Below are 13,942 nucleotides of genomic sequence, written 5' to 3'. Positions count from 1 at the left end.
CTCACCGTGGTATCGCGCGGAGTCCGACGCTGATGAGCAAACCATCGCACTCAAGTACTATGAGTGAGCACGGTATGTCAATACCATACCATAGGAATGTATCGGGCGTTATCACATGGTTGTCGGTTTGTCACAGGTCAGCGTGGGTGCCCGACGCCCGCTCATCGACCGCTTGCGGTCGCCGTTGAGTCCCGCGAGATATCAAGCGTTGCGATCGGGTACAGCCCCGAGTTGTCACGGCCGTCGCGGGCCAACGCCATCGGCGGGTAGTTCACCACGTATGAGGCGCCCGGCTTGTGCTGTTGCCATTCGACGACCGCGTGCAGTGTGTAGTGCCCCGGCGCCAGGCCCGTCAGGTCCAGGTGAACCGACTCGGAGGATGACGCCGGGTCTGCCACCACGCGGGAGCCGTCGTTTTGGTCGTCGCGGACCAGCGTCCTGAGGTTGACCGTCGCCGGCACCGTCCGAACCACCGTTCCCGAAGGGTCCACCAGCTTGTAGGCCGGCACCCAATTCTCGGTGGCGGCCGCGGAGCCGTAGTTGGTCCAGACCACCGCGATGGTCGCGACCTTGCCCTGTATCGCCTGCGATCCCTGCCGCGCATCGACCGAGTACCGGTAGCCGGCCGACGAGTTAGCTTGCGCCCACAGCAGATACAACTTCGGGTCCATCGCGGAGGTCGAATCGCGGTCCGCGAACTTGGCACTCGAGGTCATCGAGACGTGATAGCGGACGACGTCGTGCAGCCCCTTTTCGTAGTACGACGCGGGGTCGGCGCCTTTGGGCAAGCCGCACCACTGGCTGATCACCAGCGCCGAGGCCAGCCGCTGCTTGATCGCGTTGACGACCGCATCGCTGGTCCGCACGTAGTGCGAGTCGGAGGAGTCGGCCCATGCCGGCAACGGCGCCTGATCACCCAGGCAATCCGCGCGGATGCCCACCGGCGCGGAGAGCTTTTTGGTGACGTCGTCGGCCAGGAGTTCGCGCACGATCTCCGGGTTTTGCGGGCTGACCACCAGTTGGGTGTGGGCGAACGCGTTCACGTTCGCCGCGACCAGTTGCTGAATGGACGCCTTGGTGATGCTCTGGTCGCGAAACTGGCTGTAATACCCCAGCGTCTTGTCGCTGTCGTCGGGCGCCGCGCCCGGTGCGCCCAGCACGTCGCGCAAATACGTCAGCTGGTTCGCGCTCGAGTCCCCGTAACCGGAGAACTCGAAAACGCCGAGCCGCTCGTCGCCGTCATAGCGATCGCCGAGTGCGGCAAGCAGCTGCGTGAAACCGTTCAGGTAGGCGGGGTCATTCCAGTTCGGTACCACCTGAGTCACCCCGGGGGCGGGACTCTTCGGCGGCGCGGGGTAGTCGGTGCCGGCGCCGGGAGCGGCACGCAGCCAGTCGGGAATCTCGATGTTCGTGTTGCCCGGGTTGGAATCGGTTGAGCTGTAGGCGTACACGCGAAGCGTCAGCCGCATGTTGCGGGCGGCCAGCTTGGTCAGCGTGTCATCGATCACGCTGAAGTCGAACTTGCGATCGTCCGGCGCGTCGGGCGGCAGGGTGCGCGGATCGGTGGGCTGTAACTGCCGCCACGACACGGCCAGGCTGGCGTCATATGACGCGGGCCATGCCGGGTACCGCTGCTGCGCCGGATTGCCTTGGGGGAAAAGCGGAATCAACTGATCTTCGTACTGGCCGCGCAGCGGGTTGGGGATCTCCTGAACGCCGGGCGGTATGGCCGGGAAGACCATCGCGGACAGCGGTCCCGGATTGGCGTGACCGCGACAAGCGCTCAGCACCAGTGCCGCGCACATGACAACGGCCAGCGTGCCCTTTTCGCCTTTTTTCCATGAACGAGACATCGCCACCGGAGCTAGATCGCGCCTAACGACAGTGCCTCGCGGTCGGCGAGGAACGGCATCGGCATCCAGCGTGCGGCCAACAACGCCTCCATGGCGTTGCCCGGGACGGGGCGGGACAACAAGAATCCCTGCGCCCGGTGGCATCCATGCTGCATCAAAGTCAGTGCGGCAGCTGGTGTTTCGACTCCCTCGGCGACCAGTTGCAGGCCAAAGGCTTCGGCCAGCCCGATGATGGCCCGAACGATGGCCAGGTCGCCGGCGTTGGTGCCCAGGTCGCGCACGAAGCCGGTGTCGATCTTGAGCATGTCGACCGGCAGGGACTTCAGGTGCGACAAGACCGCATAGCCGGTGCCGAAGTCGTCGATGGCTATCTGAACGCCGACTTCCTTGAGCTCCGAGAGAGTTTTGCGGGTGGTTTCGATATCGTGCACCACCGCGCGCTCGGTGATCTCCAGGCACACCGACCCGCCGTCGATACCGAACTCCTCGATGGTGTCGGCCACGGTACGGACGAAGCCGCGGGTAATCAGTTGCACGGGTGAGACATTGATGCGCAGGATGGCGCTCTGTCCCACGCCGTTGGCTCGCCAGCGGCTGAATTCGGCGCAGGCGCTGCGCATCACCCAGCGGCCCAGTTCCCCGGCGAGGTTCGTCGATTCGGCTACCCCGATGAACGAATCCGGTAGCAGCAGCCCCCAAATCGGGTGCCGCCAGCGCACCAAAGCCTCGGCCGCCACGATGGCGCCGGTCCACAGGTCGACCTCGGGCAGATAGTGCAGCAACAGCGCTTCGCTGTCGATGTCGCCCTGCAGATGCAGCTCGATGTCGTTGCGGAAGGCGCTCTTGAGGGACATGTCGTCGGTGGACAGCGCGACCTGGTTGCCGCCGCCGCGCTTGGCCGTCAGCACAGCCTCGTCAGCCCGGCGCAACAGATCGGTGCTGTTGTCGCGTCCCGGCATGCCCACCGCGAGCCCGATGCTGACCGTGCGGGTGATCATGTGGCCACCGATCGCCAGCCGCTCGCGCAACATCGTGCCCAGCCGGCGGGCGAACGACTCCGCGGTCCCGGCCGCCATCGGCTGGTCCGGAATCACCACGAACTCGTCGCCGCCCAGCCGGGCGATCATGCTCTGATTCCCCGCGCACACCCGAATTCGTTGGGCGAAGACGCGGATGAACCAGTCGCCGGCGGTGTGCCCCAGGTAGTCGTTGATCGGCTTGAGCCGGTCGAGGTCGAGGTAGAGGACCGCGACGGGCCCGGGGCTGCCCGACGCGAGCCGTTCGGACAGATGCGCGACCAGCGCCCGACGGTTGTAGAGGCCGGTCAGGTCGTCGTGCTCGGCCAGGTAGCGAAGCTTCTCCTCGGCCGCGATACGAGCCTGAAGCTGCGCAAACAGGGCAGCGACTGCCTCGAGCGTGTTGATCTCTTCTTGCTTCCACTTCCTGGCGCCGGCCTTGACGAAGCCCAGCACCCCGGTGGTCACGTCGTGCGAGACCAGCGGTGCAGCGGCCACCGAGGGTGGCACCTCCGGCTTGGCTCCGGCCGCCCGGCGCGGGAAGGACGAGCTGGCAGACCAGCTGCCGTCCGGGCGGATAACGACCGGCTTGCGGCCGTGCTCGCACTCCGCGAGCACCGGATCGGCACTGGTGAAGTGCACGACGGCCAGCGGGTCCGGATCCGGAACATCGACCCGTGGCGGCCACTCGGCGACCAGCACCGAGGCCCGGATGTCGTGGTCGTGGTGGCGCAGGAAGCTGCCGCTCAAACCCATCTGTTCGACGAGCTGCGCAAGGACGTTCTCAGTCACCTGGGTGGCCGTGGAGGCGGTGGCCTCCATCAGCTGCTTGGCCACGGAGGTAACGACCAGGTCCAGGCTGCGTGGCACGAGGTCCTCCGATGGCACATGTCCGTTCTGGGCGCCCGGCGAATCAGGGCGCGATCAGGAATTCGCTTTCAAGACTGCTCCTCCCGATGCACGCCGGTGCGCATCGAAGAGGCCCCCATTTTTTTAGATAGTTCGGGTCGCTTTTTCGGCCCCGGGGCAGGCCACGAACTGTATAGAAAAGCGTATCATGCACGATCCGGTGCGGCCCCGTTGAATGTTGGCCGCTGCCTCGCCCAAAGGGGCGCGGGGTGGACGTGAGACGGGTCACAAACCGCTGTCCGATTGTCACGCCTGGGCGACTTGCGGTGTCTCAAGGTCACAAGCCCGCAAGAACAGGAGACCGAGATGCCCAAGATGACTGAGCGCGAAGACCAAAGAATTCACATCGTCGTTGTCGGCGGCGGATATGCCGGCACCCTGGCCGCCAACCACCTGCGGCAGCGTCCGGACGTCGACATCACCCTGGTGAACCCGCGCCCGATGTTCGTCGAGCGAATTCGCCTACACCAGTTGGCCGCCGACACCGGCACCGCGACCGTCGACTACGACTCGCTGCTCGGCGACGGGATCCGGCTGGTCGTGGACAGCGCCGAGCGCATCGACGCCGACGCCCGGCGGGTAATCCTCGCTTCAGGGGCCGCAGTGGACTACGACTACCTGATCTACGCCGTCGGCAGCACTGGAGCGACACCTTCCGCGGTGCCCGGCGCGGCCCAGTTCGCCCACTCCGTGGCCGATCTGGACGGCGCGAAGCGGCTGCGCTACGCACTGGCCGACCTGCCCTACAGCGCCCCGGTCGCGGTGGTCGGCGGCGGACTGACCGGCATCGAAACGGCCTCCGAGCTGGCCGAGCAGGGCCGCCCGGTGACCCTGATCTGCGGCGGGCAGCTGGGGCCGTCGCTGAGCACGCGGGGCCGGCGCTCGGTGACCAAGCGACTGCGCCGGCTGGGCGTGAACGTGCTCGAGTCCATTCCGGCCGGCGAGGTGCAGTGGGACGCCGTGGTGCTCGCCAACGGCGCCGTGGTGGCCAGTGCCGCGACGGTGTGGACGGCCGGATTCGCCGTGCCGGATCTGGCTGCGCACAGCGGTCTCACCACCGACGCGATGGGCCGGCTGCTCACCGATGAGACACTGACCAGCGTGGACGACGACCGCATCGTCGCCGCGGGCGATGCCGCCGCGCCGTCGGATCAACCGTTGCGGATGAGCTGCCAGGCCGCCGGGCCGTTGGGGGCCCAGGCCGCCCAAACCGTGCTCAGCCGGGTCGCCGGACACACTCCCGAGCAGCTGCTCAATCAGGCGTTCGTCGGGCAGTGCATCAGCCTGGGCCGCACCGGCGCCACCGTCCAGCTGTCGCACTTCGACGACAGCCCGGTCAACCTGGTCGTCAGCGGCTGGACCGGCGCCTCCATCAAGGAAGCGATCTGCAAGGGCACGGTCTGGTCCATCCGGCGCGAGGCCGCCAAACCCGGCTCCTACCGCTGGCTCAAAGGCGGCAAGCGGCAGGCGCGGCTGGCCGCCGATCAACAGGTCGCGCTGCGATGATGTCGTCGCCGGGCGATGGTGAACACGCGGAACGGTTCATGCTGCTGCGGCCGCTGCTGTTCACCATCGCCTACGAAATCCTGGGCTCGGCAACCGAATCCGACGACGTGCTGCAGGAGAGCTATCTGCGCTGGGCCGCCGTCGACCTGGCCGGCGTGCACGACACCAAGTCCTATCTGGCCCAGCTGGTCACCCGGCAGGCGCTCAACGCGTTGCGGGCCGGCGCGCGGCGCCGGGAAGAGTACGTGGGGCCGTGGCTGCCCGAACCATTGCTGCTCGAAGAGCGGGATCCGTCGTCGGATATCGTTCTGGCGGAATCGGTTTCGATGGCCATGCTGGTGCTGCTGGAAACCCTGAGCCCCGACGAACGCGCGGTGTTCGTGCTGCGCGAGGTGTTCGGTTTCGACTACGGCGAGATCGCCGAAGCGGTGGGCAAACCCGCGCCGACGGTGCGGCAGGTCGCGCACCGGGCACGCGAACACGTCCGGGCCCGGCGGAAGTGGGGCGGCGCCGCACGAGAACCGGTGGATCCGCAGCGCAACGCGGAAATCACCGCGCAGTTCCTGGCCACGGCGGCCAGCGGCGACGTGGAGGCGCTGATGGCGATGCTGGCGCCGGACGCCACCTGGGTTGCCGACGGTGGCGGCAAGGTCAGCGCGGCCCGCCGGCCGGTGGTCGGCGCCGACCGGGTGGCCAGGGCTATCACCGGACTGCTGCGCAAGGCCGGGCCCCAGGTCCGGGTAGAGCTGGTGAACTGCAACAACGCCCCGGCGGTGCTGTTCTACCTCGACGAACACCTCGACCTGGTGGTCACCCTCGAGATCGTCGACGACAAGATCACCCACTTCTACGCGATGCGCAACCCCGACAAGCTGGCGGCGCTGGCCAGCACCCGCGAGATAAGCCGCAGCTAGCGGGCTTGGGGTGCGAAAAATGCACGTTCTGTCAAGCTAGGGCGGTGCGAATCGAGCGGCTCGGCGATCTTGGCGGCGCACCCCGCGTGCTACGCGCGGTCGGCGACGCCACCCGTCGGCTCGGTCTGCCGCCGCCGGCCGCGCTGACCGGCGAGTGGTTCGGCGCCCTGGCGGTGATCGCGCCGAGTGTCCCCGTGTCGCCGGTGGATGCCGACGACGCGTTCGACGTCCGGCCGGGCCCAACGGGACCCGACGGACCGGACGCCACCGCGGTCGGCGGCGGCTGGGTGGGGTACCTGTCCTACCCCGACGCCGGCGCCGACGGTCGGGCAAACCGCATCCCCGAAGCCGCCGGCGGCTGGACCGACTGCGTGTTGCGCCGCGACCGCGACGCCCAGTGGTGGTACGAGAGCCTGTCCGGAGCACCGATGCCGGACTGGTTGGCCGCCGCACTGGCGGCACCACCGGCGCCCGCGCGGGACTGCCGGATCGGGTGGGACGCCGCCGACCGGGAAACCCACCGCGACGGCGTGCTGTCCTGCCTGGAGGCGATCGCCGCCGGCGAGGTCTACCAAGCCTGCGTGTGCACGCAGTTCAGCGGAACCGTGATCGGCGACCCGCTGGACTTCTTCGTCGACGGGGTGGCACGGACCTCCCCGGCCCGGGCGGCCTATGTCGCCGGACCATGGGGTGCGGTGGCGTCGCTGTCCCCGGAGCTTTTCCTGCGCCGCCGCGGCACCGCCGTGGCGTCCAGCCCGATCAAGGGCACGCTGCCACTGGATGCCTGGCCGTCGGCGCTGCGGGCTTCGGCCAAAGAGGTGGCCGAGAACATCATGATCGTCGACTTGGTCCGCAATGACCTTGGGCGAGTGGCGATTACCGGCACGGTAACCGTGCCCGAGCTGTTGGTGGTGCGACGCGCCCCGGGCGTGTGGCACCTGGTGTCGACGGTGTCGGCACAGGTGCCCGCCGAGCTGCCGACGTCGGCGCTGTTGGACGCCGCCTTCCCGCCGGCCTCCGTCACCGGAACACCGAAACTTCGTGCCCGCCAACTAGTTTCGCAATGGGAGCAACACCGTCGCGGGATATATTGCGGCACCGTCGGTTTGGCGTCACCGATCGCCGGTTGCGAGCTCAACGTCGCGATCCGCACCGTCGAATTCGACACCACGGGCAACGCGGTGCTGGGTGTCGGCGGCGGGATCACCGCCGATTCGGATCCGGACGCCGAATGGGAAGAATGCCTGCACAAGGCGGCCCCGATCGTCGGGCTGCCGACGGTGGCGGCCGTCGGCTGATCGCACCTCAGCTGTCTTCTTCCTCGCGGGAGCGCAGCACCGCGTCGTAGAGCTGGCGGGTGCGCACCTCCGAATGCTGGCCGGCGACCAGGCTGCAGGCATCCTTGATGCGGACGCCACCCTCGATCAGCTCCTCGACCTGCTCCACCAGGGAGTCCACCAGGGACGGCAGGTCGGCGTGCGGGAGCGCACCGCCCAGCACGACGGTGATCTCGCCGAGCACGCCGTCGGCCGCCCACTCCGCCAGCTCGTCGAGCGACCCGCGGAGGACCTCTTCGTGCACTTTGGTCAGCTCCCGGCAGACCACCGCCCGGCGGGCACCGCCGAGCTGCTCGACGGCATCACGCAAACAGGCGCCCAACCGCCGCGGCGACTCGAAGAACACACAGGTCCGGGGCTCGTCGGCCAACGAGGCCAGCCAGGTGCGGCGCGCCGACCTCTTGCGTGGGGCGAAACCCTCGAAGCAGAACTTCTCCGCCGGCAGACCGGACACGGCCAGGGCGGTGGTCACGGCGGACGGTCCCGGCAGGCACTGCACCGTCAGCCCGGCCTCCGCACACGCCACGACCAGCCGAAAGCCCGGATCGCTGATCACCGGCATTCCGGCGTCGCTGACCACCAGCACCGTCGCACCGGATTCGATCGCGGGGACCAGCGAGGATACCCGGGTGGCCTCGACCCGGTCGAACAGGCTGACCACCCGGCCGGTGATCGTGACATCGAGCGCCTTGGCCAGATTCCGCAACCTCCGAGTGTCCTCGGCGGCCACCACATCGGCTTGGGCGAGCGCGTCGATGAGCCGCGTCGACGCGTCCGACGGCTGGCCCAACGGGGTCGCGGCGAGCAACAGGCGGCCATTGGTCATGACGGACAGCCTACGATCGACGTGATGACCGCCCCGCCCCAAGAAATGCCCGACGCAGTCGAGGAGCGCGTGGTGCCCGTCGTCAGCCCAGGGCCGCTGGTGCCGGTCGCGGATTTCGGGCCGGTAGACCGGTTCCGCGGCTGGATCGTCACCGCTGTGATAGCGCTGCTCGCCATCCTGACCCGGTTCCTGAACCTGGGCTCGCCGACCGATGCCGGCACACCGATATTCGACGAGAAGCATTACGCGCCCCAGGCGTGGCAGGTGCTCAACAACCATTGGGTGGAAGACAACCCCGGCTTCGGCCTGGTCGTTCATCCCCCGGTCGGCAAGCAGTTGATTGCGCTCGGCGAGGCGATCTTCGGTTACAACGGACTGGGCTGGCGGTTCACCGGCGCGGTGCTCGGCGTCGTCCTGGTGGTGCTGGTGACGCGGATCGTCCGGCGGATCAGCCGCTCGACGCTGGTCGGTGCTATCGCCGGAGTGCTGCTGATCTGCGACGGCGTCAGCTTTGTCGTGGCGCGGACCGCGCTGCTGGACGGCTTCCTCACGTTCTTCGTGGTCGCGGCCTTCGGCGCACTGATCGTCGACCGTGATCAGGTTCGGCAACGCATGCACGTGGCGCTGCTGGAGGGCCGCATCGCCGATACCGTGTGGGGCCCGCGGCTCGGGGTGCGGTGGTGGCGGTTCGGCGCCGGGGTGCTGCTCGGATTGGCCTGCGGGACGAAGTGGTCCGGCCTGTACTTCGTGCTGTTCTTCGGTGTGATGTCGTTGGCCTTCGACGTGGCCGCGCGGCGTCAGTACCAGGTGCCCAGGCCGTGGCTGGGGGTGCTGCGGCGGGACATGTTCCCCACCGGGTATGCGCTGGGGCTCATCCCGGTCGCGGTCTACCTGGGCAGCTACGCGGGCTGGTTCGCGTCCGAGACCGCGATCGACCGCCACCAGGTGGGCCAGACCATTGGCCCCAACAGCGTTGTCCCGCTTCCCGATGCGATCCGCTCGCTGTGGTACTACACCGCCAAGGCCTTCCAATTCCATGCGGGCCTGACGAATTCGGCGGGCAACTACCACCCGTGGGAATCCAAACCGTGGAGCTGGCCGATGTCGTTGCGGCCGGTGCTCTACGCCATCGACCAGAACAACGTTCCCGGCTGCGGCCCACAATCGTGCGTCAAGGCCGAGATGCTGGTCGGCACGCCCGCGTTGTGGTGGCTTTCGGTGCCGGTCCTGCTCTACGCGACGTGGCGAATGCTGGTGCGGCGGGACTGGCGCTACGCCGCGGTGTGGGTCGGCTATTGCGCGGGGTGGCTGCCCTGGTTCGCCGACATCGACCGCCAGATGTACTTCTTCTACGCAGCGACGATGGGGCCGTTCCTGGTGATGGCCATCGCGCTGATCCTCGGCGACATCCTGCACCCGCCCGGCCGTGCTGGCCGTCAGACTCGCGAACGACGCACGCTGGGGCTGATCGCGGTGTCCTGCTACATGGCGTTGGTGGTGACGAACTTCGCCTGGCTGTTTCCGATACTGACCGGTCTGCCGATCTCGCAAGAGACCTGGAATATGGAGATCTGGCTGCCCAGCTGGCGTTGATCGGTGCCGAGCGGGGTCTAGACGGCGGCGGCAACCTGCCCGGCCGTCGCGGGGACTGCGGTGTTGGCGCGCAGGAAGCTGCCGGTGCGCTGGTTGCCGAGCACCTCGGTGGGCTGCCCGTCCAGGAACACCGCTTGCCCGCCGACGAGAACCGCGCTGACGGTGTCGTCGTTGCGGTTGACCATCCGCGACAGTCCGCCGTACTGCTCGACCTTCTCTTCGGCGTAGCCGTCCAACGAGTCGTCAAGGTATGCCGGGTCGACGATCACCAGGTCGGCGCGGTCGCCCATCCGCAGATGGCCGGCGTCGATCTGATACCAGTCGGCCAGTTCGCCGGTGAGCCGGTGCACCGCCTGCTCCATTGTCATGAAAGGTGTGCCGGCCTTCTGGGCGTCGTAAACGCGACGCAGCAGCCGCAGCCCGAAGTTGTAGAATGCCATGTTGCGCAGGTGTGCGCCGGCATCGGAGAAACCCATCTGGATGCCCGGCTCGCCGGCCATTTTCTCCAGCACCTCGGGGCGGTGGTTGGAGATCGTGGTGCGCCAGCGCAGCGCGGTGCCGTGCTCGACGACCAGGTCGAGGAATGCGTCGACCGGGTGCAGCCCGCCGCGGTCAATTCCGACCTTCCCGAACGACTTACCTAGCACCGAAGGATCAGGGCATTCGACGATTTCGGCGTCGAAGAAGTCCCGGTGCCACACCCGCAGCCCGAACTTGCTGTCGTAGTCCTTGCGGAACCGGCGACGGTATTCCTCGTCGCGCAGCAGGTCGTTGCGCTCCGCCAGTTGCTCTTGCAGATGCATAGCGGCCGCGCCGGAGCCGAACTCCTCGAAGATGACCAGGTCGATACCGTCGGCGTACACCTCGAAGGGCACCGGCAGGTGCTGCCAGCGGAAGTCGCCACCCAGCTTGGTGACGAGGCGGGCCGCCGGGCCCATCGTCGCGATCAGCCACGGGTTGGCCTTGATGTCTGCGGCCGAGAGCAGGCTGGTCTTCAACGGCCGGCGGACGATGCCCAGCGACTGCGCCGCCTGGGAGACGATGTTCAACGGATTCTGAATGTCGGGACCTGCCTGCAAGACTCGCCCGCTGCGTCGCAGCAGCGACTTCAGCCGACGCAGCTCGCGCGGTTTCGCATACGTCGAGGGCAAGGTGCGCGAACGGCAGGTGTCGCCGTCGAGCTTGTCGAAAAGCAGTTGCTGAGAAGACATTCCGACGAACCCGGCCCGTAGCGCCTCGGCGAGCAGCTGCTCCATCCGGGCCTGTTCGCCCTTGGTCGGACGCACTTCCTTGCGGGTGGCGCGGTCCAGGCCCATCGTCGCGGCCCGCATGTCCGAATGCCCGATGAAGGCAGCGACATTGGGCCCCAACGGCCGCGCCTCCAAGGCGGTGATGTATTCCTCGCAGCTGTTCCAGGTCTTGTGCTGGTCGATCGTGTCGATGACGTGCTCGCGCGGGATGGCCTCCACCCGGGCGAACAGGTCACCGGCGTTCTGGCCGTCGACGTGAACGGTCGACAGCGAACACGAACCCACCATCACGGTCGTGACGCCGTGCCGCACCGATTCCGACAGCGACGGGCTGCCGAGCACCTCGACGTCGTAGTGGGTGTGGATGTCGAGCATGCCGGGCAGCACCCACTTGCCGTCCGCGTCAATCACCTGCGGGCAGCCGGATTCGTCGAGCGGCTGCGCGCTGATAGCCGCGACGTGACCGTCACGGATGCCGATGTTGCGGATCGCCGACGGGGCGCCGGTGCCGTCAAACCAGCGGCCGTTGCGGATCACAGTGTCGAAGCCCATGGGGATTGTCCTTTCTTTGGGTCCTTGGGGGGTCCTCGTTGCCTTTCCAGGATGCGGCCGCGACCACGTCGAAATCTTGACATTTGTGGACGATTATTTGACATTTGTTGACATGTCAGTGGTGCGCGGCACGGCGCTGTCGGGCTATCCGCGCCTGGTCGCCGAACTGGGCGGCGGTCCGACCGAGCTGCTCCGCGCCGCCGGCATCCGGCCCCAAGATGTCGGCGAGCACGAGGTCTTTCTGTCCTACCGCAACCTCATAGTGGCCGTTGAGACTGCAGCGACGGCGACCGCGACTCCCGATTTCGGGCGACGGTTGGCATTACGGCAGGGCATCGAGATCCTGGGACCGCTCGGGGTGGCGGCGCGCACCGCGGCGACCGTCGGCGACGCTTTCGCGATCGTCGAAACCTTTCTCAGCGCCTACAGCCCGGCCATCTCCGCGCGCATCACCCCGAGCGCCACCGCCGGACGGTCGTTCTATGCATTCGAGGTTTTGATCGAGCGCCCGCCGCCGCACCCCCAGACCACCGAACTGTCGCTCGGGGTGTCGCTGGGGGTGTTGCGGTTCCTACTCGGCGCGCAGTACACGCCGTTGTCGGTGCACCTGCCGCACGAGCCGCTCACCGCGGCGGGCGACTACCTGAGCTACTTCGGCTGCCGGGCGCGCTTCACCCAACCCATAGCGGGCTTCATCTTCCCCACGGCCGTTCTCGCGCGCCCACTCAACCAGGACGCGCTCGCCCATCAAGCGGTCGTGCAGTACCTGAGCGGGATCACCACGCACCAACGCGGCATGACCCAGTCGGTGCGCACCATGGTCCGCCAACTCCTGCCCACCGGCACCGCCAGCTTCGAATTGGTTGCCGCCCAGTTCGATCTGCACCCCAGGGCACTGCACCGCCGCCTGTCCGCGGAGAACACCAGCTTCGGCGAGCTCATCGATGGCGTGCGACGCGAAACCGCTGAACGCTACCTGCGCGACACCGACATCAGCTTGTCGCACCTCACCCGAGAACTCGGCTACGCCGAGCAGAGCGTGCTCAGCCGGTCGTGTCGGCGCTGGTTCGGCTGCGGCCCCAGCGCCTATCGCCGGGCGGTGCGCGACGGCATGTCGCCGCGTCCCGGTTAATGCCCCCGGCGAGCGGGCGCCGTGCCCCTACAGCGGATCCCGGGCGGCGGGACAGGACATGCAGCGCGGCCCCCCGCGGCCGGTGGTCAATTCCGAGCCCGCGATGGTCAGCACTTCGATGCCCGCCTCTTCCAGCCGGGTGTTGGTCTGCACGTTGCGCTCATAGGCGACGACTACACCCGGCGCCAACGCCAACGTGTTGTTGCCGTCGTCCCACTGTTCGCGTTCGGCGATGACGGGATCGAGCCCGGTGTCGATGACCCGCAGCTTGTCGATCCCGATCGCGTTGGCGGCGGCCTCCGGAAACGGGGCGGCGTCGCTGATGGTCACACCATCGGGCGTGCGCTGGATCGTGAAGGCCGACAAGGTCTCGACCACGTTGGCGTACATCACCACCGTGTCGGTGTCGACCATCGTGCACACCGTGTCCAAGTGCATCTGCGCGCGCCGCTGGGCGATCGGCACGGCCAGCACCGTCTGCGCCAGACCATCGTCAAAAAGGCTGCGCGCCAACGCTTCCGCTCCGGCCGGAGTGGTCCGCTCCCCTACTCCGACCGCGACCACACCCGGGGCGAGCAACAGCACGTCACCCCCTTCGACCGGCGCGGTGCGCGACTCGTACGCGCGCCGCACTCCGGTGAACCTCGGGTGATGCGCATAGATGAGATCGGTCAACGACGCCTCCCGCACCCGCGCCCGCAGCGCCAGCGACGGGATCACCACTCGCGGCCCGATCCATATCGACGAGTCGCGAGTGAACACCAGGTTCGGCAATGGGTCGATGACGAAATCGGCGCCGTGGTGCATCCGCAGCACCAATGACACGTCGGTCCGGGTGTCCGACGGGAGCTCGTTGAACGTCATGCCGGCCATCAACACGTGCGCCAGCGCGGCCGGGTCGAGACCGCGCAGATAGGCCGAAAGTTCTTGCGCCAAAGGAACTCCCAGCCGCCGTGTATCGACGGCGGCGGCGACGCCCTGCATCCGGGCGGCCCCGCTGTGCTTGAGCGCCTCGGTCAGCAGCTCCGACATCAGCAGCACTTCCACCCCGCGG

The 13,942-nt window shown here is 67.8% G+C and carries 10 protein-coding genes; 5 read left to right on the top strand and 5 right to left on the bottom strand.

Annotated features, from left to right (window positions below; all coding sequences use genetic code 11):
* Nucleotides 1–161: 161 nt before the first annotated feature.
* Entirely contained in the window at nucleotides 162–1,853 is a 1,692-nt protein-coding gene (locus VML93_RS36670) for a hypothetical protein (RefSeq protein WP_325618483.1), read from the bottom strand.
* 11 nt (nucleotides 1,854–1,864) lie between these two features.
* Complete coding sequence (locus VML93_RS36665; protein ID WP_325618481.1) at nucleotides 1,865–3,739, bottom strand: putative bifunctional diguanylate cyclase/phosphodiesterase; 1,875 nt, start codon at nucleotides 3,737–3,739, stop codon at nucleotides 1,865–1,867.
* 354 nt (nucleotides 3,740–4,093) lie between these two features.
* Between VML93_RS36665 and VML93_RS36660 the strand changes: the two genes are divergently transcribed.
* The 3 genes from VML93_RS36660 to VML93_RS36650 are packed head-to-tail and all read left to right on the top strand — an operon-like array spanning nucleotide 4,094 to nucleotide 7,496.
* Nucleotides 4,094–5,284, top strand: coding sequence for an NAD(P)/FAD-dependent oxidoreductase (locus tag VML93_RS36660; protein WP_325618487.1), 1,191 nt, complete (start codon nucleotides 4,094–4,096; stop codon nucleotides 5,282–5,284).
* Nucleotides 5,281–6,198 (top strand): RNA polymerase sigma-70 factor, encoded by a 918-nt coding sequence (locus VML93_RS36655; protein ID WP_325618479.1) that lies wholly within the window; start codon nucleotides 5,281–5,283, stop codon nucleotides 6,196–6,198. Before VML93_RS36660 ends, VML93_RS36655 begins: the two co-directional genes overlap by 4 nt.
* 44 nt (nucleotides 6,199–6,242) lie before the next feature.
* Nucleotides 6,243–7,496 (top strand): aminodeoxychorismate synthase component I, encoded by a 1,254-nt coding sequence (locus tag VML93_RS36650; protein WP_325618477.1) that lies wholly within the window; start codon nucleotides 6,243–6,245, stop codon nucleotides 7,494–7,496.
* A 7-nt stretch (nucleotides 7,497–7,503) separates the two neighbouring features.
* Here the strand turns inward: VML93_RS36650 and rsmI are convergent, their stop codons facing one another.
* The gene (gene rsmI, locus VML93_RS36645) at nucleotides 7,504–8,361 is read right to left on the bottom strand and encodes a 16S rRNA (cytidine(1402)-2'-O)-methyltransferase (protein ID WP_325618475.1); all 858 of its coding nucleotides are present in this window, start codon (nucleotides 8,359–8,361) and stop codon (nucleotides 7,504–7,506) included.
* Between the two features lie 69 nt (nucleotides 8,362–8,430).
* On the opposite strand from rsmI, the gene VML93_RS36640 reads away from it, so the two are divergent.
* Entirely contained in the window at nucleotides 8,431–9,954 is a 1,524-nt protein-coding gene (locus VML93_RS36640) for a dolichyl-phosphate-mannose--protein mannosyltransferase (RefSeq protein ID WP_325618485.1), read from the top strand.
* A gap of 17 nt (nucleotides 9,955–9,971) precedes the next feature.
* Here the strand turns inward: VML93_RS36640 and VML93_RS36635 are convergent, their stop codons facing one another.
* Nucleotides 9,972–11,756, bottom strand: coding sequence for an N-acyl-D-amino-acid deacylase family protein (locus tag VML93_RS36635; RefSeq protein WP_325618473.1), 1,785 nt, complete (start codon nucleotides 11,754–11,756; stop codon nucleotides 9,972–9,974).
* A 112-nt stretch (nucleotides 11,757–11,868) separates the two neighbouring features.
* On the opposite strand from VML93_RS36635, the gene VML93_RS36630 reads away from it, so the two are divergent.
* Nucleotides 11,869–12,888, top strand: a complete 1,020-nt coding sequence (locus VML93_RS36630; RefSeq protein ID WP_325618471.1) for an AraC family transcriptional regulator — start codon at nucleotides 11,869–11,871, stop codon at nucleotides 12,886–12,888.
* A 27-nt stretch (nucleotides 12,889–12,915) separates the two neighbouring features.
* Here VML93_RS36630 and VML93_RS36625 read toward each other — a convergent pair.
* Nucleotides 12,916–13,942 (bottom strand): arginine deiminase (locus VML93_RS36625; protein ID WP_325618469.1); only part of this gene is annotated, 1,027 nt, incomplete at its 5' end.

The organism is Mycobacterium sp. (assembly GCF_035499775.1).
GTDB lineage: Bacteria > Actinomycetota > Actinomycetes > Mycobacteriales > Mycobacteriaceae > Mycobacterium.
Note: the sequence above shows the minus strand (reverse complement) of the source record. Positions and strands in the feature narration are given on the sequence as shown.

Bases quoted from the DNA above. Each gene is read 5' to 3' on its own strand.
- VML93_RS36670 (WP_325618483.1), bottom strand. From the start codon at position 1,853: ATGTCTCGTTCATGGAAAAAAGGCGAAAAGGGCACGCTGGCCGTTGTC.
- VML93_RS36660 (WP_325618487.1), top strand. From the start codon at position 4,094: ATGACTGAGCGCGAAGACCAAAGAATTCACATCGTCGTTGTCGGCGGC.
- VML93_RS36655 (WP_325618479.1), top strand. From the start codon at position 5,281: ATGATGTCGTCGCCGGGCGATGGTGAACACGCGGAACGGTTCATGCTG.
- rsmI (WP_325618475.1), bottom strand. From the start codon at position 8,361: ATGACCAATGGCCGCCTGTTGCTCGCCGCGACCCCGTTGGGCCAGCCG.
- VML93_RS36635 (WP_325618473.1), bottom strand. From the start codon at position 11,756: ATGGGCTTCGACACTGTGATCCGCAACGGCCGCTGGTTTGACGGCACC.
- VML93_RS36630 (WP_325618471.1), top strand. From the start codon at position 11,869: ATGTCAGTGGTGCGCGGCACGGCGCTGTCGGGCTATCCGCGCCTGGTC.